General features: G+C 64.3%; 18 protein-coding genes and 1 pseudogene. 14 read left to right on the top strand and 5 right to left on the bottom strand.

The window, feature by feature from the left end:
- Positions 1 to 241 precede the first annotated feature (241 nt).
- From QX124_RS04385 to QX124_RS04375, 3 genes are read left to right on the top strand one after another with little or no spacing between them, the layout of a single operon-like run.
- Positions 242 to 1,906, top strand: coding sequence for a methanol/ethanol family PQQ-dependent dehydrogenase (locus QX124_RS04385; protein ID WP_315796440.1), 1,665 nt, complete (start codon positions 242 to 244; stop codon positions 1,904 to 1,906).
- 25 nt (positions 1,907 to 1,931) lie between these two features.
- Positions 1,932 to 2,273 (top strand): cytochrome c, encoded by a 342-nt coding sequence (locus QX124_RS04380; RefSeq protein ID WP_315771598.1) that lies wholly within the window; start codon positions 1,932 to 1,934, stop codon positions 2,271 to 2,273.
- A 32-nt stretch (positions 2,274 to 2,305) separates the two neighbouring features.
- Complete coding sequence (locus QX124_RS04375) at positions 2,306 to 3,208, top strand: transporter substrate-binding domain-containing protein (protein WP_315796620.1); 903 nt, start codon at positions 2,306 to 2,308, stop codon at positions 3,206 to 3,208.
- Between the two features lie 20 nt (positions 3,209 to 3,228).
- Here the strand turns inward: QX124_RS04375 and QX124_RS04370 are convergent, their stop codons facing one another.
- Positions 3,229 to 4,176: a helix-turn-helix domain-containing protein gene (locus tag QX124_RS04370; RefSeq protein WP_315741265.1), complete on the bottom strand. Its 948-nt coding sequence runs from the start codon at positions 4,174 to 4,176 to the stop codon at positions 3,229 to 3,231.
- A gap of 407 nt (positions 4,177 to 4,583) precedes the next feature.
- Between QX124_RS04370 and xoxF5 the strand changes: the two genes are divergently transcribed.
- From xoxF5 to QX124_RS04335, 7 genes and pseudogenes are all read left to right on the top strand, one after another.
- Positions 4,584 to 6,389, top strand: coding sequence for a lanthanide-dependent methanol dehydrogenase XoxF5 (gene xoxF5 / locus QX124_RS04365; RefSeq protein ID WP_315796437.1), 1,806 nt, complete (start codon positions 4,584 to 4,586; stop codon positions 6,387 to 6,389).
- 132 nt (positions 6,390 to 6,521) lie between these two features.
- Positions 6,522 to 7,001, top strand: coding sequence for a c-type cytochrome, methanol metabolism-related (locus QX124_RS04360; RefSeq protein ID WP_315713645.1), 480 nt, complete (start codon positions 6,522 to 6,524; stop codon positions 6,999 to 7,001).
- 77 nt (positions 7,002 to 7,078) lie between these two features.
- A complete protein-coding gene (locus QX124_RS04355; protein ID WP_315756267.1) occupies positions 7,079 to 8,188 on the top strand; it encodes an S-(hydroxymethyl)glutathione dehydrogenase/class III alcohol dehydrogenase in 1,110 nt (369 codons plus the stop codon).
- 33 nt (positions 8,189 to 8,221) lie between these two features.
- The gene (gene gfa, locus QX124_RS04350; protein WP_315713222.1) at positions 8,222 to 8,785 is read left to right on the top strand and encodes an S-(hydroxymethyl)glutathione synthase; all 564 of its coding nucleotides are present in this window, start codon (positions 8,222 to 8,224) and stop codon (positions 8,783 to 8,785) included.
- 360 nt (positions 8,786 to 9,145) lie between these two features.
- Complete coding sequence (locus tag QX124_RS04345) at positions 9,146 to 9,598, top strand: (2Fe-2S)-binding protein (protein WP_315741262.1); 453 nt, start codon at positions 9,146 to 9,148, stop codon at positions 9,596 to 9,598.
- Positions 9,599 to 9,600: 2 nt separating this feature from the next.
- Positions 9,601 to 11,934 (top strand): xanthine dehydrogenase family protein molybdopterin-binding subunit, encoded by a 2,334-nt coding sequence (locus tag QX124_RS04340; RefSeq protein ID WP_315741261.1) that lies wholly within the window; start codon positions 9,601 to 9,603, stop codon positions 11,932 to 11,934.
- A gap of 114 nt (positions 11,935 to 12,048) precedes the next feature.
- Positions 12,049 to 12,358: pseudogene (locus tag QX124_RS04335) on the top strand (amidase); the annotation flags it as partial.
- 8 nt (positions 12,359 to 12,366) lie between these two features.
- Here QX124_RS04335 and ccoG read toward each other — a convergent pair.
- Positions 12,367 to 13,848 carry a cytochrome c oxidase accessory protein CcoG gene (gene ccoG, locus QX124_RS04330; RefSeq protein WP_315741260.1) on the bottom strand — a complete coding sequence of 494 codons (1,482 nt, stop codon included), beginning with the start codon at positions 13,846 to 13,848 and terminating at the stop codon, positions 12,367 to 12,369.
- 354 nt (positions 13,849 to 14,202) lie between these two features.
- Entirely contained in the window at positions 14,203 to 14,997 is a 795-nt protein-coding gene (locus tag QX124_RS04325) for a fumarylacetoacetate hydrolase family protein (protein ID WP_315741259.1), read from the bottom strand.
- Positions 14,998 to 15,693: 696 nt separating this feature from the next.
- On the opposite strand from QX124_RS04325, the gene QX124_RS04320 reads away from it, so the two are divergent.
- Together QX124_RS04320 and QX124_RS04315 are read left to right on the top strand one after the other, a co-directional pair.
- Positions 15,694 to 16,194, top strand: a complete 501-nt coding sequence (locus tag QX124_RS04320; protein ID WP_315796435.1) for an STM3941 family protein — start codon at positions 15,694 to 15,696, stop codon at positions 16,192 to 16,194.
- A gap of 121 nt (positions 16,195 to 16,315) precedes the next feature.
- Positions 16,316 to 16,930: a heme-binding protein gene (locus QX124_RS04315; protein ID WP_315796434.1), complete on the top strand. Its 615-nt coding sequence runs from the start codon at positions 16,316 to 16,318 to the stop codon at positions 16,928 to 16,930.
- Positions 16,931 to 17,200: 270 nt separating this feature from the next.
- Here QX124_RS04315 and QX124_RS04310 read toward each other — a convergent pair whose 3' ends face one another.
- Entirely contained in the window at positions 17,201 to 17,977 is a 777-nt protein-coding gene (locus tag QX124_RS04310) for a cyclase family protein (RefSeq protein ID WP_315796433.1), read from the bottom strand.
- A gap of 50 nt (positions 17,978 to 18,027) precedes the next feature.
- Complete coding sequence (locus QX124_RS04305; protein WP_315736995.1) at positions 18,028 to 19,017, bottom strand: fumarylacetoacetate hydrolase family protein; 990 nt, start codon at positions 19,015 to 19,017, stop codon at positions 18,028 to 18,030.
- Positions 19,018 to 19,117: 100 nt separating this feature from the next.
- Here QX124_RS04305 and QX124_RS04300 point away from each other — a divergent pair, with 100 nt between their 5' ends.
- Positions 19,118 to 20,053: an ABC transporter substrate-binding protein gene (locus tag QX124_RS04300; protein ID WP_315796432.1), complete on the top strand. Its 936-nt coding sequence runs from the start codon at positions 19,118 to 19,120 to the stop codon at positions 20,051 to 20,053.
- On the top strand, positions 20,053 to 20,751 hold the full coding sequence (locus QX124_RS04295; protein ID WP_315796431.1) for a GntR family transcriptional regulator: 699 nt from the start codon (positions 20,053 to 20,055) through the stop codon (positions 20,749 to 20,751). Before QX124_RS04300 ends, QX124_RS04295 begins: the two co-directional genes overlap by 1 nt.
- The last annotated feature ends 1 nt before the right edge of the window (position 20,752 follow it).

Genomic DNA, 20,752 nt, shown 5'->3' with positions numbered 1-20,752 from the left:
CGGCATGATGCAGTGAAGCAATCTTCATGCCGCAACGCAGCATAGGAGCGGTGCCATCATGCCGAACTCGATCAGCGAGCAGCGACAACGGCTTGGCTGTCCCGTCCGAATCGGACGAGGAAGGCTTCCCGATGAGACGAGGATCGTTGCCACCTTTTCGTATTGACGGTTCCTGATTTCGAGGGGAGTGTTGTTCCCGCAGCGTCAGGATAGGCGCGCATAAAAATCTCGGAGGAAATGAATGAAGCGGATCGCGCTGGCCGCAGGCCTCGCCATTTTTGCATCACATGGTGCAAGCGCGCAGAGCGCCGATCAGTTGGTCAAGGGTGCAACTGATACGGCAAACGTCCTCAACTACGGCATGGGCTACAATCTGCAGCGGTTCAGCCCGCTCACCCAGATCAACAAGGACAACGCCAAGAACCTGGTCCCGGTCTGGAACTACAGTTTCGCCGATGATCGCAGTGAAGAATCGCAGCCGCTGGTCTATCAGGGCGTGCTCTACGTCACGACCCACAATGCGACGATGGCCGTCGACGCCAAGACCGGCAAGCAGATCTGGAAGAGCAAGATCGACTATCCCGCCGAGACGCCGCGCGTGGTCTGCTGCGGCATCATCAATCGCGGCGCCGCACTGTACGACGGCAAGGTGTTCCGGACGACGCTCGATGCCAACGTGATTGCGCTCGATGCCAAAACCGGCAAGGAGCTGTGGCGCCAGAAAGCCGCCGATATCAAGGAAGGCTACTCGATGACCGTCGCGCCGCTGGTGGCCGACGGCGTCGTATTGACCGGCATCTCGGGCGCGGAGTTCGGCACCCGCGGCTTCATCGATGGCTGGGATCCTGCGACAGGCAAGCACCTGTGGCGCACGCATACGATCCCGAGCCCGGATGAACCCGGCGGCGACACCTGGAAGGGCGACACCTGGAAGCTGGGCGGCGGCTCGACCTGGATCACCGGCTCCTACGATCCCGAGCAGAACACCGTGTTCTGGGGCGTCGGTAATCCCGGACCGTTCAACGCGGCGGTGCGCCCGGGCGACAACCTCTACACCTGCTCGGTGCTCGCGCTCGATCCGAAGACCGGCAAGATGAAGTGGCACTTCCAGTTCTCGCCGAACAATCCGTTCGACTACGACGCGGTCGCGGAGATGGTGCTCGCCGACATGAACGTCGAGGGCAAGCCGACCAAGGTGCTGATGAACGCCAACCGCAATGGCTTCTTCTACGTGCTCGATCGCACCAATGGGAAGCTGCTCGCGGCCAACCCCTATGTGAAGGTGAACTGGGCCTCCAGCATCGACCTGAAGACCGGGAAGCCGGTCGAGACCGACGTGACGCGTGATGCGCGCGAGGGCAAGAAGGTCACGGTCTATCCGTCGATTCTCGGCGGCAAGAACTGGGAGCCGATGTCGTTCAATCCGCAAACGGGATTGGCCTATGCCAATACGCTCGTGTTCGGCGGTCACTACAAGACCGAGCCTGCGACCTACAAGGCCGGCGAGTGGTACCTCGGCATGGACCTGACGGATCTGTGGGATTGGCCGGAAGGGCCGCGCGGTCAGCTCAAGGCCATCGATCCGATGACCGGCAAGACCAAGTGGGAGCAGCCGAGCGACATCCCGCGCTTCTCCGGCGTGCTGTCCACGGCAGGCGGCGTGGTGTTCTCGGGCAAGCTGACCGGCGAGTTCGAAGCTTTCGACGCCGACAGCGGCAAGAAGCTGTGGCAGTTCCAGACCGGCTCCGGCATCGAGGGCCAGCCCGTCACCTGGCAGCAGGACGGCGTGCAGTATGTCGCTGTCACCTCCGGCTACGGCGGCGTCTACTCGCTGTTCTCCGGTGACGAGCGCCTCGCCAACGTTCCGGCAGGCGGCTCGTTGTGGGTCTTCGCGGTCAAGAATTGAGTGCGGATCGCCCGTGAGACAGACCATGTTCATGAGAACGGCGGCGGCCTTCGCCGCCGTCATGGCGACTTTGGCCGTGCCATCGACGACCGCCCTCGCCCAACAACAAGATGGCAGCGCTGCACACAGCCAGGTCGACCTCGGCAAGACGACGTTCGCTCAGAAGTGCTCGCACTGCCACGGGCCCAACATGGTGAACTCCGGCACTGTGACGCCCGACCTGCGCCGGTTTCCCGATGACCAGCCTCGTTTCGTCACCACGGTGAAGCAGGGCAAGAACGGCCGCATGCCGCCCTGGGGCGACATTCTCAGCGATGACGAGATCACCGCGCTGTGGGCCTACGTTTCGAGCCGGAGAGCGCAGTGATACGCCATCTCTGCTGTTGGTTGGCCGCCTTGATGATTTCGACGGTGTCGTCAGCGGCTTCAGCCGCTGACGACGTGCTGCGCATCTGCCTCGACGAAAATCTTCCGCCGCTCTCGGTCCATCATCGTGGCAAGCCCGGCGGCGGCTTCGATGTCCTGCTCGGTCAGGCGATCGCCGATCGCCTCGGCAGGAAGCTCGAGATCCAGTGGTACGAGAGCAAATTGGACGAAGATTCCAGTCCAGCGCTGGAGGCGAATGCACTGCTATCGGACGGACGCTGTTCGTTGCTCGGCAGCTATGCGTTCACGCAGGACGGTTTGGTTGCGCCGGGCGTCAAGACGGCCAAGCTGCCGGACTTCGATGGCGCCACGCGCGACGATCGCCGTCGCCGTGTTCCGCTCGGCACGCTGATGCCGAGCAAGCCGTATATGTTCTCAACACTGACCGTCGTTCTCGGACCTTCCGCGAAACCGCGCCCGATCACCGACATCGGCGATCTGGCCGGGCTGCGGCTGGCAATCGAGAGCGGCACGTTGGCGGATGCCATCCTGATGACGTTCGACAAGGGACGGCTGATCGACGACATCACTCATTTGATTCCGGCGCGGGACGATCTGCTCGGCGCGCTCGAACAGGGTAAGTTCGACGCGACCCTGCTCGATAGCAGACGTTTCGATGCGTATCGGGCGGCTCATCCCGACACCAAGCTCGGCGGGTCGGGCTACAGCTATCCGATCGGCGTGAACCGAGGTTATGTCGGGCTGGCCAGTTCGGCCGAGCTCATCACATCGGTCGACAAGGCATTGACGGAGCTCGACGGCTCCGGGGCCCTGGCGAATCTCGGTCGGTCCGCCGGACTGACCTATCTTCCGCCGCGCGAGCCGGTGATTCTCGGCGATGCATTCCAGAGGATCATCCGGAGCGACGCACGCTAGCGCGGTCGCTCCACGACCGCTCAGCGCGCCGCAGTCTTGTGAACCGACGATGGAACGACGCCGAAATATTTGCGGAAGACGCGACTGAAGTGCGACGAGCTCGAAAAACCCCATGAGAACGCGACATCGGTGATGGTCTTGCCGCTCTGCGTCTCCAGCTCCTGCCGGCAATGCTGAAGCCGGGCCCGCCAGATGTAGTCGCTGACCGTCATCCCACGATCGCTGAAGACCATGTGAAGGTAGCGCTTGGTGCAACCCAGGGCCGCCGAAATCTGATCGATGCACAGATCGGGATCGCGCAGATGCTCGCGGATGAAGGCTTGAGCGCGGATATAGACCGCCTCGGGTCCCGCACGGTCCAGCATTCGATCGGCTTCGCGCAGCGGCAGCAGCAGCAGATCGATCAGCGACTCGGCGACGCTGGCCGCCGAGTTGGGCGACAGCCGGGTCGCCTCGTCGAACGCGGCATGGGTGACGTCATGAGCAATCCGACCGGTCCCGCTCCGCGCCGACAGCTTGTATGCCGGCATCTTCTCCGACCGGAAGCCCCGCTCCTGCAACAGCTCCTTGGGCACGATGACAACGTCATGGCGCGTCAACGCGGGGCTGATGATCGTGTGCGGCGACGACACATCGTAGGCGAGGCAATCGCCGGGGCCGATCTCGATCTGGCGGCCATCCTGCTCGAAATAGGACGTTCCATAAGTCTGGAACAAGATCTTGATGTAGGGATGTGCCGCCTTTTGCGCACGCGCATAGGAATGCGCAATGCGGTGCTGGCTGGCCTCGATCTGGCAGAGCTTCAGGCGCGACACCGTCGTGAAATTGATGCGCCCCTCGAATGAGGCCCCCTCCAGCGGATCGACATCGAAACGTCCGCACAGGTCGGTCAGTGCATCTGACCAACGCTGGATCTGGCTCTTCGGCGAGAAGCCCGAAGTATTAAGCGAGCGGATCGTATCGGACATGTTTCATCCACCGATTCATGATCGAAACGCAACGGGTCCGCCGCAGGACGGCGAACGAGACTGCAGCAAGATTGCTCCCATTTTAAGGCTGCGGCTCTTTCGCGGCGCACTCGTTCCATAACGCGCCCTGCGTGATCCTCCGCCTTCATCTCTGTAAGGTCAAGGGAAACGTCAACCCTCGGTGGAACCGCGATGCTGCAAATTGATGCTGCGCAGCAAGAGTGGCCCTCATGTTGCGGACCAGCAAAGCAAAATCTCCTTCAAAAACTTCTATTCGCTTCACTCTTGAGCAAGCTCTTTTCTCTTTTGGGCAAGTTTCCCGGTTGGGAAGTGGATAATCAATGATGCCGAAAACGAATACTGGGCCGCGTGATGCGGAACCTCAGTTGAACCCGGGAGGAAAGACGATGCGAAGAGTGCTACTCGCAACATGTCTGACGTCAGTCGCGGCGCTTGCCGCGGGTGGCGCGTGGGCCAGTGAAGAGCTGGTCAAGATGTCGGCCAACCCGAAGGACTGGGTGATGCCGGCGGGAGACTACGCCAATACGCGTTACTCCAAGCTCAACCAGATCACCGCCCAGAACGTCGGCAAGCTGCAGGTCGCGTGGACCTTCTCCACCGGCGTGCTGCGCGGCCATGAAGGCGGACCGCTCATCATCGGCAACCTGATGTATGTGCATACGCCGTTCCCGAACAAGGTGTATGCGCTCGATCTCGCGCAGGACAACAAGATCGTCTGGAAGTACGAGCCCAAGCAGGACCCGAACGTCATTCCGGTGATGTGCTGCGACACGGTCAACCGCGGCGTCGCCTATGGTGACGGCAAGATCTTCCTGCATCAGGCCGACGACAAGCTGGTGGCGATCGACGCCAAGACCGGCCAGCATGTCTGGACCGCCGTCAACGGCGATCCGACCAAGGGCCAGACCGGCACCTCGGCGCCGCTGGTGGTGAAGGACAAGGTCCTGGTCGGCACGTCCGGCGGCGAGTTCGGCGTCCAGTGCAGCATGACCGCTTACGACATCAAGAGCGGCAAGCAGGTCTGGAAGGCCTATTCCGAAGGTCCGGATGACCAGATCCTGTTCGATGCCAACACCACCGCGCTCGGCAAGCCGGTCGGCAAGGACTCGAGCCTGAAGACCTGGCAAGGCGATCAGTGGAAGACCGGTGGCGGCTGCACCTGGGGCTGGATCTCCTACGATCCGCAGCTCGACATGGTCTATTACGGGTCGGGCAATCCCTCGACCTGGAACCCGAAGCAGCGTCCCGGCGACAACAAGTGGTCGATGACGATCTTCGCCCGCCACGCAGACACCGGCGTCGCGAAATGGGTCTATCAGATGACGCCCCACGACGAGTGGGACTATGACGGCGTCAACGAGATGATCCTGTCGGACCAGGCGATCAACGGTCAGCCGCGCAAGCTGCTCACGCACTTCGATCGTAACGGCCTCGGCTATACGCTCGACCGTGCCAGCGGCGAGCTCCTCGTCGCCGAAAAGTTCGACCCGAAGGTGAACTGGACCACCGGCGTCGACATGGACAAGAACTCGCCGACCTACGGCCGTCCGAAGGTTGTCGATCAATACTCGACCGACAAGCAGGGTGAAGACGTCAACACCAAGGGCATCTGCCCGGCGGCGCTCGGCACCAAGGACGAACAACCGGCCGCCTACTCGCCGGACACGCAGCTGTTCTACGTTCCGACCAACCATGTCTGCATGGACTACGAGCCCTTCAAGGTGAGCTACACCGCAGGTCAGCCCTATGTCGGCGCGACGCTGTCGATGTATCCGCCGGCGGGTGAGACCCATATGGGCAACTTCATCGCTTGGGACGGCAAGACCGGCAAGATCGCCTGGTCGAACAAGGAGCCGTTCTCGGTGTGGTCGGGTGCGCTCGCAACGGCCGGCGGCGTGGTGTTCTACGGAACGCTCGAAGGCTACCTCAAGGCGGTCGATGCCAAGACGGGCAAGGAGCTCTACAAGTTCAAGACTCCGTCCGGCATCATCGGCAACGTCACGACCTACGAGGCAGGCGGCAAGCAGTATGTCGCCGTGCTCTCGGGTGTCGGTGGCTGGGCCGGCATCGGTCTCGCGGCGGGCCTGACGGATCCGACCGCCGGTCTCGGTGCGGTCGGCGGCTACGCAGCGCTGAGCAACTACACCGCCCTGGGCGGCGCGCTCACCGTGTTCTCGCTCCCGCAGCAGTGAGCTAGGCACCTGCTTCCGGCGCATGGATTTCGTCCATGCGCCGGTTCGCCTGCCCCAGAAAATTAAGGGAAGACGCCCTTGCGTAGAATCTGTTTTGCGGTCGCCACGGCTCTGATCCTGGCAACCGGCGGGATGACTGTCGCCGAAAATGCCTGGGCGGAAAGTCCGGGAGATCCTGCGGCCGTCAAGTCCGAAGACGGGAAGTACTTCGATAAGGATGGCAATCCGACCTACAAGGTGGGCGCCGACGGATCGGTCGACTGGTACACCTACTCCGGATACCGCCGCTATCATTCCGAATGCCACGTCTGCCACGGGCCCGACGGCATGGGATCGACTTATGCGCCTGCGCTGAAGGACTCGGTCAAGACCATGAGCTACGGCGATTTCATCGGTGTCATCGCCAGCGGCCGCAAGAATGTCAGCACGTCCCAGGAGAACGTCATGCCGGCTTTCGGCGACAATCCGAACGTGGCCTGCTACATGGACGACCTCTACATCTACCTGCGCGCCCGCGGCAATGACGCGGTGGGACGCGTTCGCCCGGCCAAGCACGAGGACAAACCGCCAGCCTATACGGAAGCGGAGAACTCCTGCATGGGCAAGAAATGACTGACGACGGGACCGCGCCTGAACAGTTTCCCTGGGCAGCGTCGCGGGCTCAAGAGAATGAAAGAGGAGTTTGAGACATGAAGACGCGCGCCGCGGTCGCTTTCGAAGCCAAGAAGCCGCTGGAGATCGTCGAGGTCGACCTCGAAGGGCCGAAGGCCGGCGAGGTACTGGTCGAGATCAAGGCCACCGGCATCTGCCACACCGATGCCTACACGCTCGACGGTTTCGACAGCGAGGGCATCTTCCCCTCGATCCTCGGCCATGAGGGCGCCGGCATCGTGCGCGAGGTCGGCCCTGGCGTGACCTCGGTCAAGCCCGGCGACCACGTCATTCCACTCTACACACCGGAATGCCGCCAGTGCAAGAGCTGCCTCAGCCGCAAGACCAATCTCTGCACCGCGATCCGCGCCACGCAGGGCAAGGGCCTGATGCCAGACGGCACGTCGCGCTTCAGCTACAAGGGCCAGGCCATCTACCACTACATGGGCTGCTCGACCTTCTCCAACTTCACCGTGCTGCCGGAGATCGCGGTCGCGAAGATTCGCGAGGACGCGCCCTTCGACAAGAGCTGCTATATCGGCTGCGGCGTCACCACGGGCGTCGGCGCAGTCGTCAATACGGCCAAGGTCACGCCCGGCTCGAACGTCATCGTCTTCGGCCTCGGCGGCATCGGCCTCAACGTGCTCCAGGGCGCGCGGATGGCGGGCGCCGACAAGATCGTCGGCGTCGACGTCAATGACAGCAAGGAGGAATGGGGGCGCCGCTTCGGCATGACCCACTTCGTCAACCCGAAGAAGGTGACCGGCGACATCGTCCAGCATCTGGTTGCGCTGACGGATGGCGGTGCCGACTACACCTTTGACTGCACCGGCAATACCACGGTGATGCGCCAGGCGCTGGAAGCCTGCCATCGCGGCTGGGGCGAATCGATCATCATCGGTGTCGCCGAGGCCGGCAAGGAGATCGCGACCCGCCCGTTCCAGCTCGTCACCGGACGCGTCTGGAAGGGCACGGCGTTCGGCGGCGCGCGCGGGCGCACCGACGTTCCCAAGATCGTCGACTGGTACATGAACGGGAAGATCGAAATCGACCCGATGATCACCCACACGCTCAAGCTCGAAGACATCAACAAGGGCTTCGACCTGATGCATGAGGGCAAATCGATCCGTTCCGTCGTCGTGTTCTGACCCCAAGCACGCAAAACTGAGGAGGATTGCGCCATGACTGTCCACATCCATCCGTCCGTCGATAACGGCGTCAAACAAGGAAGCGGCCATTTCGCCGGCGGCACGCTGGTCTGCAAATGCCACGACCGGCCGGTCAAGGTCGGCATCAAGGGCGATGTCGCGCATAACCACGCGTGCGGCTGCACCAAATGCTGGAAGCCCTCCGGCGCGACCTTCTCGGTCGTTGCAGTGGTGCCGCGGCAGAACGTCACGGTGCTGGAGAACGGCGACAAGCTCAAGATCGTCGATCCCTCCGCCGTCATCCAGCGTTACGCCTGCACCGGCTGCGGCACGCATATGTATGGCCGCATCGAGAACACAGGCCACCCGTTCTACGGCCTCGACTTCATTCACCCCGAGCTGTTCCAGGAGCAGGGTTCGGCCGCGCCGGGCTTTGCGGCCTTCGTCTCCTCGGTGATCGAGTCGGGCGTGAAGCCGGAACAGATGGGCGAGATTCGGGCGCGATTGAAGGAGCTGGGGCTCGAGCCCTATGACTGCCTGTCGCCGGCCCTGATGGATGCGATTGCCACCCACGTGGCGAAAGCAAAGGCGGCCTGACGGCCGCCACGTACCAAGCGTACCAACTGAAGCGTTCCTTCCTGAAGACTTGGTGCCTCGCCTGCCCCACGCTGGCGAGGCATTCTTTTTTTGTCGTCGTTTTGGTCTGGCGGCCGCCATTGTTGTCGGCGCATCGCCCATTGTTCCGCATTTGCATTGCAGCGGGCTGCACGCGCAGCGCTCGTCTGCTCTGACAACACACGCGCCTGTGTAGACCGATGCCTGTCCCGGCCTGCTATCATTAGTCGTTTTCCGACAACTCTCGATTGATCCGGCGCGTGCACGTAAGGACATGTGGTCCCGCGCGCGTCCACCAACGATCAGAACAGCGACCATTGGTCCGACAGAGCGAGGGCGAACATGATCAAGGTGAAAATCAACGGACAGGAGCAGAGCTGGGACGGCGATCCAAGCCTGCCGCTGCTGTGGTATCTGCGCGACGAGCTGGGTTTGACCGGAACGAAATATGGGTGCGGCGCAGCGCTGTGCGGCGCCTGCACCGTGATAGTCGACAAGGAAGCGGCGCGCGCCTGCATCACCGCAGTGTCGGATGTCGCGGGACGGGAGGTCACCACCATCGAAGGTCTGCATCCGACTGGAGATCATCCGGTGCAGAAGGCGTGGCGGCAGGTCAACGTGCCGCAATGCGGCTTCTGCCAGGCCGGGCAGATCATGCAGGCGGCCGCACTCTTGAACGAGAATCCCAAGCCGTCGCATGACCAGATCAGGGATGCGATGGCCGGCAACATCTGCCGCTGCGGCTGCTATCAGCGCATCGAGAATGCGGTCCATCTGGCCTCGACGGGGGTGTGATCATGAGCATCATCGCAAATCCCGACATCGCAAAGTCCGCGTCTCGCCGCGGCTTCGAGCGGCATCTCAAGGTCGAGAACGTCTCGCGCCGTACCATCCTGCAGACGCTGGGCCTCGCCGGCGGGTTCGTGCTCGCGGCTCCCTTGCTGTCGCGCCCGGCGTTTGCCGCCTATGAAACCGGCGCCGGCAAGATGCCGCACGGCACCGTGGTCGATCCCAAGGTTTTCGTTTCGATCGCGCCCGACGGCATCGTGTCGATCCTCGCCCACCGCTCCGAGATGGGCACGGGCGTTCGCACCAGCCTGCCACTGATCGTGGCGGAGGAAATGGAAGCCGACTGGTCGCGCGTGCGCGTCGTGCAGGCTCCCGGCGACGAGGTGAAGTTCGGCAACCAGGATACCGACGGTTCGCGCAGCACGCGGCACTATCTGCTGCCGATGCGACAGATCGGCGCCATGGCGCGGGCGATGCTCGAAGCCGCGGCGGCCAAGCGCCTCGGCGTGCCGCCGAGCGAAGTGAAAGCCGTCAATCATGAGGTCGTGCACAGCGCCAGCGGCCGTCGCCTCGGCTTCGGCGAGCTCGCGGCCGATGCAGCCAATCTGCCGGTCCCTGCGGTCGACACCGTGCAGCTGAAGTCGCCGAAGGACTTCCGTTATCTCGGCAAGGGCCAGGTCAGTATCGTCGATCTGCACGACATCACCGTCGGCAAGGCGCGCTATGGAGCCGACGTCCGCCTGCCCGGCATGAAATACGCGGTTATCGCCCGGCCGCCGGTCACCGGCGGCAAGGTCAAGTCGTTCGATCCGGCCGAGGCGCTGAAGGTGCCCGGCGTCGAGCAGGTGATCGAGGTCAAGGGCTGGCCCTGGCCGTCGAAGTTCCAGCCGCTTGGCGGCGTCGCCGTGATCGCGCGCAACACCGGCGCTGCAATCAAGGGTCGCGACGTGCTCAAGGTCGAATGGGACGACGGCGCCAATGCTGCTTACGACTCCGTCGCCTATCGCGCCGAGCTCGAAGCCGCCGCACGCCAGCCGGGTCTCGTCGTGCGCCAGGAGGGCGACGTCGAGGCCGCGCTGAAGTCGGCCGACAAGGTGATCACCGGCGAGTACTACCTGCCGCATTTCGCCCATGCCAGCATGGAGCCGCCGGTCGCGGTCGCCGACGTCAAGGGCGACAAGGCCGAGATCTGGGCGCCTGTGCAGAGCCCCGGCGGCACGCACGAGGATGTTGCCAAGACGCTGCAGATCCCGCCGGAGAACGTGACCGTCAACGTCACCCTGCTCGGCGGCGGGTTCGGGCGGAAGTCCAAATGCGACTTCGCGCTCGAGGCTGCCCTGCTGTCGAAGACGCTGGGTGCGCCGGTCAAGGTGCAGTGGACGCGCGATGACGACCTCCATCACGATTTCCTGCACACCGTGTCGGTGGAGCGCATCGAAGCCGGGCTCGACAAGAGCGGCAAGGTGGTGGCCTGGCGCCACCGCAGCGTCGCGCCGACCATCCTGTCGACCTTCGCGGCGGGCGCCGATCATGCCGCGCCGTTCGAGCTCGGCATGGGCCTCGTCGACATGCCGTTCGAGATCGCCAACATCCAATGTGAGAATCCCGCCGCCAAGGCGATGACCCGCATCGGCTGGTTCCGCTCGGTCTCGAACATCCCGCGCGCCTTCGCCGTGCAATCGATGGTCGGCGAGATCGCCCATGCCACCGGCCGCGACCAGAAGGACACGCTGCTCGATCTGATCGGCACTCCGCGCGTCCTGAAGCTCGCCTCGGTGAAGGATCTCTGGAACTACGGCGAGCCCTACGAGAGCTACCCGATCGACACCGGCCGGCTGCGCCGTGTCGTCGAGTACGTGGCCGAGAAGGGCAATTGGGGCCGCTCGGTGCCCAAGGGCCACGGCCTCGGCATCGCCGCGCATCGCAGCTTCGTCAGCTACATCGCCACCATCGTGGAGGTGTCGGTCGACGACAAGGGCAAGCTTGTGGTGCATCAGGTCGACACCGCGATCGACTGCGGCACCTTCGTCAACCCCGAACGCATCGCCTCGCAGCTCGAAGGCGCCGCGATCATGGGGCTGAGTCTCGCCAAATATGGCGAGATCAGCTTCAAGAACGGCCGGGTGCAGCAGCGCAACTTCGACGACCATCCGGTGGTCCGAATCGACGAGGCACCGCTGGTGACCAACGTGCACATCGTGCCCGTTGATGCCGACACTCCGCCAAGCGGCGTCGGCGAGCCGGGCGTGCCGCCATTCGCGCCGGCGCTCGCCAACGCGATCTTTGCCGCCACCGGCAAGCGCCTGCGGGCGCTGCCGATCGGCAATCAGCTCGCGACCTGAGCTTGCAGCAATCAGCAGATCATCGGCCGGAGCGATCCGGCCGGTGATCCCAGCGGAAGAAGCAGGATCGGTCAGCGCCCGTAGCGCACCGAGGCATAGCGGCCGATGACGGCGGACGGCGAGGTCTGCATCACCGCGCTGGAGACCGGCGTCACCGGCAGCTTCCGCCTCACCGTGCGCAAGGACATGGACATCACCTGGCCGTTCGCCGAGAACGCCACCCACCTGATGTCGATCAGCCTCGACGAGGATCTCGATGACGCCGCCAAGCAGGCGGTGCGTGGTTAAGCACGTCTGCGCCCGCACCAACCTGTCGCGCAACCAGGCCTACATGCTGTGCTCGCTGGCCGGCAATCTGCGCGTCACCCAGCTGGTCGACGGCAACAAGGGCATCCACATGCTGCTGCCGAAATCCTATCTGTAGGCCCTCCGCTACCGGTTCACGAAGCGGTCGTGCGCGGTCAGCACGACCTGCCCGCTCGCATCGACCGCCTGGAAGGTCACATCGGCATCCACAGACTCGGGCATGGTCAGCGTCACCCGCAGCGCCTCCGAGCCGTCCGGCTCGACCTCGATCGCATCCGCCGCCGCATGGCCGACGATGGCGAGCGCCGCATCGATGCCGCTGATGCCGAGCTTGAAGCTCCGCACGGCGGACGACTTGTTGAGCAGCTTCACCGTATAGCCGTTGCGCACCGAGCCATCCGACAGCCGCACCGACATCGGATCGCGATCGTGCTGCACCGACAGCACGGCGGTGGTCTTCGTGACGAACGAAACAGCAATCACGCCGGCGACAGCGACGCAGGCCAGCGCAAGCCCGATCGTCTTCGGCCGCACCAGCCGTGAGACACGCGGCTCGCCGACACGGCCACGCTCGATGTTGCGCCAGCTCTCGTAGTCGATCAGGCCGCGCGGACGATCGAGCTTGGCCATCACGCCGTCGCAGGCATCGACGCAGAGGCCGCAATTGATGCAGGCGAAGCTCGGCCCCTGGCGGATGTCGATGCCGATCGGGCAGACCGCGACGCAGGCGCCACAATCGACGCAATCGCCGGCCGGCAACCCCTGCGATCGCGCCTCGGCGGCCTTTTTCGCCGACATCCGGGTCTCGCCGCGATAATCGCGATAGTTCACCGTGAAGGCTTCCGGATCCCAGATCGCGCCCTGCAGACGCGGCCACGGGCACATGAAGGTGCAGACCTGCTCGCGCGCGAAACCGGCGAGGCCATAGGTCGTGCCGGCGAAGACCAAGGTCCAGGTCAGCGCGGTCGCCGACATCTCGCCATGGATGAGATCGCGCAGCAACTCCGGCGCGTCGGTGAAGTAGAAGATCAGGGTGCCGCCGGTGCCGAGCGCGATCGCCATCCACAGCGCGTGCTTGGTGGCGATCTGTGCGATGCGCCGCGCCGTCAGCGGCGCGCCGACGTTCTTCAGCCGCTGCCGGCGGTCGCCCTCGACCAGGCGCTCGACCAGCAGGAACAGGTCGGTCCACACCGTCTGCGGACAGGCGAAGCCGCACCACAGGCGGCCGGCCAGCGCGTTGACCAGGACGAGGATGAACGTCGCCAGCAGCATCGCCGCGGTGATGAGATAGAGATCCTGCGGCCAGATCTCGGCGGGGCCAAGATAGAGCTTTCCGTGGGCGAAATCGAGCAGCACGGCTTGGCCCGGCGCATTCGGCCCGCGGTTCCAGCGCACGAACGGCGTGATGTAGTAGACGGCGAGCGTCAGAACGAGAATCAGCCATTTCAGCCGCCGGATTGGCCCCTTGACGCCCTGCGGAACCACCGGGCCGCCAGCGCTGCGCAACGACCGTGCCGGGCCGCGGGCCTGACCCTGGCCCTCGCTTTGGCCTTGGCCCTGCGCCATGCGCCGCGTCTTGGCGTGATCGATCTCGATGGTGATGGCCACGGCTGCCCTCGTTCGCTCGGCTGATGCAGGGCAACGATAGGCGGCGGTGCCCGGCGGCTCTTTGTCGGGCCACAAACTTGCGAACGGGTGGCAGCGCCTGTTTGCGCGGGAACAACGATAGTTCCCGTCCGGCAGGCGATGAGAGGCGCGGCGCCGCGAGCGCCACGGCGGCAGTCGCAGCATCCGGAGGGATGGCTGCGGCTGCCGCGCTTGTTGGATAGCGCGCGTAGCGACGCTCGCTGCTCGCCTCTCCCCGCGTGCGGGGAGAAGGAGCGTACCGGCATTGCGGCGGCGACTTCCGTTCCGATCGGCAGCGTTAACATGCTGCGCACGACGTGTGATCCAGCCCGTCTCTCAAACGATCTTGATCGACATGTCCGGCAGGCCCTCGAGCTTGCACAAGAGCACGTCGCCCTTGACGACCGGGCCGACATTCTCCGGCGTGCCGGAATAGATGATGTCGCCGGCCTTCAGCTCGAACGCCTCGGACAGTTTCGCGATCTGCTCGGCGACGTTCCAGATCATCTTGGTCAGGTCGGAGTTCTGCCGGACCGTGCCGTTGACCGCGAGCGAGATCGCGCCCTTGGTGAAGTGGCCGACCTTCGCCACCGGATGGATCGGGCCGAGCACGGCGGCATGATCAAAACTCTTGCCGATCTCCCATGGCTTCTTCTCGGCGGCCATGCCGTTCTGCAGGTCACGGCGGGTCATGTCGAGGCCGAGCGCGTAGCCATAGACATGATCGAGCGCGGACTCGGCGGGAATGTTGGTGCCGCCGGATTTCAGCGCCGCGACCAGTTCGACCTCGTGATGATAGTTCTTGGTCAGGGACGGATAGGGATGATCGGCGACCTCGCCGATCGCGACGTTCTGGATCGCGTCGGTCGGCTTCTGGAAGAAGAACGGCGGCTCGCGGTTCGGATCGGAGCCGCGCTCGATGGCATGCGCCGCGTAGTTGCGGCCGATGCAGTAGATGCGGCGGACGGGGAAGACGCCCTGCTCGCCGGCGATCGGAATCGTGGTCGCCGGCACGGCGAAGATCGGCTTCGGCCCGGCCTGTGCCGCGGCAGGGTGGGTGTCCGTCATGATCGCAGCCGCTGCGGCGGCGCTGCCGGCGACGAGAAGATCGCGGCGTGAGGTGTCTGCCATGGGTTTCCTCCTGGGATCAGCCGTTGCGGCCGGCTGATTTGTTGGTGGTGGCGCACCAGCATCGGCGCCCCGCTCAACTGATAAGCATATCCAGTATGCCAGCGCCACTATGCGCGCACGCGCCGTTGCTCTCGCGACGCAACACACGCCCGAAGCGATGCTCGAGACCCTCGCCGGAAACGCGAGGGCGCAGGGAAGGCCGGACCTCGACTGAGGCCCGTGGCCCGCCTGCGGAAAAAATGCAGGCGGCAGGAACCACAGGTTCAGCCGGACAGACCCGGCCTTCCCTGCGCGATGGGTGAACGTCTGCTCCGAGCTCTCCCCGGGGACCGGCTTGTTTGCCCCCGTCACCCGCGCGTCACGTCATGACGCAGCGGGCTTGGCGCCAGCTTCGGGGCGCCAGGACCACACGGCTTGAACGTCCGCAGGCTTGCCAATCGTCCAGCGCATCAGCACCTGACAGGCCCGCGGCCACCGCTCCCCGCCTCTACGTATCGTGACGACGCGTACGCCCCTCTGCATGAGGCGGGATAAGCGATATAAGCACATTTTCCGATAAAACGAAAGAGAAATTTCGGCTTAGGCTGCCAAGGACCGTCCACCGAAAGTTCCGGTCCTACTTAAGATTTTTTCAACATGCGCCAGGCATACGACATCTAAGCACGGTGCAGCCCACCGGATGCGGAGGGATTCACAATGCAAGGGAGCCTTGACCGGCCACCGGTCGTGATCCATTCATCACGGTCGAAATCCCTGCTCGGGTTACTTGCCTGTATCGCCCTGCTCGCGGCGGCCCTCTTCATGGTCCAAGATCCTGAGGCCAATCACCTCATCGGATACGCCGGAATCGGCTTCTTCAGCCTCGGCATCCCCTTCGTCGGGTGGAGCATCTTTCGTCCGGACCGCTTGGTCCTCACTCCCGATGGCGTCACCCAGCATGCGCTGTTCCGAAGCGGCCTCTTGAAATGGAAGGACGTGCACGCCTTTCGTCCGTACTCCCCCACGCCGGGATCGAGAGAACAGCTCATCGGCTACGACGTTGTGGGCAATTCCAACAAGGAAGGGCGGTTCGTTAAAGTCGCCCGATCGCTTGCGGGCGCCGACGGCACGCTTGGCGGCGGATGGGAGATGCAACCTGCAGCTCTCGCGGATCTGCTCAATAGAGCCCGCGCGCATTGGTTGCAGCAGGGCGATTAAGACCTGTTAGCATCGTAGAGGCCGGTCTGCTGATCCGGGGGCGCGTGCGCTTCGTTTCTGTGTTTCCACCACCCAAACGGCAACCGCCATGACCGAGCCGACACCACCCGGGAGACGCCGCATGCTGCTCTGGCTCACCGGCATCGTCGTGCTCGCGCTGGCCGGCGCCGCCATCGCCGCGGGGCCGATCATGAGCCGGGTCGAACATCCCAGATACGACGTCGTTTCACGCGATGGCGACTTCGAAATCCGCGCCTATGCACCGATGATCATCGCGCAGGCCGAGGTGCAGGGCGCGCGCAAGCCGGCGATCGAGGAAGGCTTTCGCATCATCGCCGACTACATTTTCGGCGCCAACCGTGCGAAGACGAAGATCGCCATGACCGCGCCGGTGCAGCAGCAGGCCAGTGCCGCCACCGCGCCCGACGATGGCGTCGCCAGCGATCGCCGGAGCATCAGCTTCGTGATGCCCTCGAACTGGTCGCTCGACACTCTGCCGCCGCCGGCCGATGCCCGGATCAAGCTGACGGCCCAGTCTGCGCAGCGCATGGTCGCGCTCACCTTTTCGGGCTCCACCTCCGACGGCATCATCGCTGACAAAACTCGCCAACTGCGTGACTACGCGCAGCGCAAGGGGCTGACCGTCACCGGATCGCCGCTGCTCGCGTTCTACAATCCGCCCTGGACCCTGCCGATGCTGCGGCGGAACGAGGTCATGCTGGCGTGTAGTCGCTAAAGCGAGATGAGAGAGAGCGGCCTGATTTTGCAGTCAAGGTCGGCTCGCAACTGTCACCACGACGCGCGACCAGCTCCCTCTTTGACTTTGCCGAGTCCTCTCCTCGGTCATTCCGGGGCGCGCGCAGCGCGAACCCGGAATCCATCCTTCAGCACGTCGCGCGGCTCGATGGATTCCGGGCTCGTCGCGCTGGCGCGCGCCGCCCCGGAATGACGCGAAGATCAAACGCGCCAGAACCCATGTCGTGACTTCAATCGGAGATTAGGCGCCTCACCCCTCGATGATCGCCACCGCCCGCGTCCAGCCGGCCGAGGCGCGCTCGATCTTCACCGGGAAGCACGACACGATGAAGCCGGTCGACGGCAGTTGCTCCAGATTGTGCAGCTTCTCCAGATGGCAATAGCCGATGTGGCGGCCGGCCTTGTGGCCTTCCCAGATCAGCGCGGCATCGTGGGTCTCGGCGTATTTCTGCGCGGTGAACACGAACGGCGCGTCCCAGCTCCAGCCGTCGGTGCCGGTCAGGCGCACGCCGCGCTCGAGCAGATACATCGTCGCCTCATAGCCCATGCCGCAGCCGGAATTGACGTAGTTGGCCTGGCCGAAGCGCGCGCCGGCCGAGGTATTGACGACGACGATCTCGAGCGGTGACAGCGTGTGGCCGATGCGCTTGAGCTCATCCTCGACATCCCTCGCGGTCACCACATAGCCGTCCGGGAAACGACGGAAGTCGAGCTTCACGCCCGGCTGCAGACACCACTCCAGCGGCACCTCGTCGATGGTCCAGGCGCGCTCGCCGCGGTTCATCGTCGGATGAAAGTGCCAGGGCGCATCGAGATGCGTGCCGTTGTGGGTCGACAGATTGACCTGCTCGACCGCCCAGCCCTGCCCGTCCGGCAGATCCTCGGCCTTCAGCCCGTCGAAAAACTGCAGCATCCGCGGCAGGCCCTGCTGATGGTCGATATAGGTGATGGTCGGATGATTGCCGGGCGGATCGGCGGGCACGTCGTTCTGCAAGGGCACGGAGATGTCGATCAGTCTGCGGGCCATGGGCGGTCCTCTCTCTTTGTCGTTATTGGTTGTTGTCGTCGGCAGCAGGATCAGACGTCCTGCCGCTCGACCTTGTTCTTCAGGATGCCGATCTTCTCGACCTCGAGCTCGATCACGTCGCCATGTTCGAGATACCAGCCGAGCTCCAGGCCACAGCCATTGCCGACGGTGCCCGAGCCGATGAACTCGCCCGGCATCAGGGTTTCGTCCTTGCTGATATAGGCAATCAGCTCCTCGAACGAAAACAGCATGCCCTCGCTGACGCCACGCGAGCGGACCTCGCCGTTGACCCGCGCCTCCATCTTCAGGCGATAGGGATCGCCGATCTCGTCCGGGGTCACGATCCACGGCCCCATCACGTTGCCGCCGTCAAAGCTCTTGCCTTTGGAGGGGCCGAGCCGGCCGTCCATCTCGATGCGCTGCGTGTCGCGCGCGGAGAAGTCGTTGAAGATCGTGAAGCCGAAGATGTGATCGCGCGCCTTCGCGGCCGGAATATCCTTACCCTTGCCCCTGGTGATGATGCCGAACTCCAGCTCATAGTCCATCACCTTGCTGTAGCGCGGCCATTTCACCGTCGTGTTGGGGCCACGCACGCTGAAGCGGTTGGTGATGTAGAAGATCGGGACCTTGCGATAGACCTCGGGCAATTCGCCGAGCGGCTCGGCATCGATGCGCGCGAGCTCCTCCGCGTCGCCGCGCTGCCGCGCCGCGAGCTTTCGCTGGCCGCGCGGCGCCTGCAGGATGTGCAGCGGAAATGACATGCCGTCGCGCATCTGCCGCGGCTCCGGCACCGGGGCCAGCAGCTCGGTGCCGCCGACGTCGCGCGAGAGGCTTTCGTCGCTGCCATAGCGCTCGACCAGCGCGCGTGCTGCGTCGAGCGCAGCTTCGCCGGCATCGATCAACGACAGCATCGAGCCGAACGCCGGATTGCTCTTGCCAGCGCGATCGGCGGCCGCGGTGAGATCGAAAAGCTTGGAATCGCCGCCATGGACGACGCCGATGCGCTCCCCGCCTTCCGCTCGGAATGTCGCAAGTTTCACGCTGGCCTCCCCTTGTGTTCTATCTAAAAATATACAAACATAGAAAATATCGATAAACAAGAGGCGTCCGAGAGACGGGCGCCCGGGGGAGGAGGCAAGGATGCGTCATCGGATCATCAGCGCTGCGCTCGGATCGGTGCTGGCCACGCTTGCGCTCACATCTGCGACACGCGCCGAGAAGATCCAGATCGGCTGCACCGCCACCTCGGACTGCGCCTCGGCGATGCTCGCGGTCGATGAGGGTCTCTTCAAGAAGCACGGGCTCGACGCCGAGATGGTGCTGATCGGGATCAACTCGAACATCCCCGCCGCCATCCTCTCCAACTCCATCCAGATCGGCGGGCCGACCTCGACAGTATTCCTCCAGGCGGCTGATGGCGGGCTCGACCTCGTCGCGGTCTCCGGCGCCTCGATCATGAACAAGACCTCGAACGATGCGGTCGCCGCCTTCGTGCGCAACGGCATCACCATCACTGGGCCGCAGGACTTCAAGGGCAAGAAGGTCGGCGCCCCCGGCATCGGCGCCTTCCTGCACGTGCTGTTCGTGAAATGGCTGGTCGAGAAGGGCGTCGATCCACGAAGCGTCAACTTCGTCGAGGTGACGTTTCCGACCATGGCCGACACCATCAAGTCGGGCGGCGTCGATGCGGTGCTGACGGCCGAACCGTTCGTGACGCGCATGACCAATGCCAGCCTCGGCACGGTCGGCGCGCGCTACGCCGCCGAACTCGCCCGCACCGAGCCGATCATCTTCTATGCGGCCTCGCGCGAATGGGCCGAGAAGAACCCGGAGACGGTGAAGAAATTCCGCGCCGCCATCGCGGAGGCCGCCCCAATCGTGAACAATGATCGTGAGAAGGCCTCGGCCGCGATCGCCAAATTCACCAAGCAACCGCTGGAGCTGGTCAAGCTGACGGCGCCGAACTACGCCGAGCCGGTGCTGAAGCCCGAGCAGCTGGCGTGGTGGATCGACGTGATGTCGGCGCAGACGATGTTGCAGAGCAAGCTCGATCTCAAGAAGTTGATCCTCAACTGATGACGGCAACGAACCCGATCCTGCAGACCGAGCCGACGAGCGGCGACACGCTCAGCGAGCGCGCCGCCGCGCTGATCGAGCGCGACATCGTCGCCGGCGTCCTGGCCCCCGGCTCGCGTCTGGGGATCGTCGAGCTCGCCAAGCGCTACGAGATCGGGCCGACGCCGCTGCGCGAGGGGCTGTCGCGGCTGGTGTCGCGCGGCCTGATCGTCGGCATCGGCCAGCGCGGTTTTCGCGTCGCCGAGGTCAGCCGCGACGATCTCGTTGACATCACGCGCATGCGCGCTGTCGTGGAGAAAGAGGCGCTGCGGCTGGCGATGCAGAGCGGCGACGACCAATGGGAGGCCGGCATCATCGCCGCGCTCCATCAGATGCGCCGCTACATCCAGCGCATGCAGAGCGAGTTCCGCGAAGGCGCGCCGGAGTTCGATCGCTTGCACAAGGCGTTTCACACCGCGCTGCTGGCGGCCTGCGGATCACGGCGCCTGCTCGCCGCTCATTCGGATCTCTACGACCAGGCCTATCGCTACCGCCGCGTCATGATGCGCAGCTTCGAGGATGGCAGCGGCTTCATCAAGGAGCACGAGACGCTCGCCGACCTCGTGCTCGCGCGCAATGCCGCCGCGGCCCAAGCGCGGCTTGAGGCACATCTGCGCTCGACCGTCGATATCGTCTATCCGCATCCGAAGGGAGCCTGAG

The organism is Bradyrhizobium sp. SZCCHNRI3043, assembly GCF_032377735.1.
In the GTDB taxonomy this organism is placed as follows: domain Bacteria; phylum Pseudomonadota; class Alphaproteobacteria; order Rhizobiales; family Xanthobacteraceae; genus Bradyrhizobium.
The sequence above is the reverse complement of the archived record's forward strand: the minus strand, read 5'-3'. Positions and strand labels throughout refer to the sequence as shown.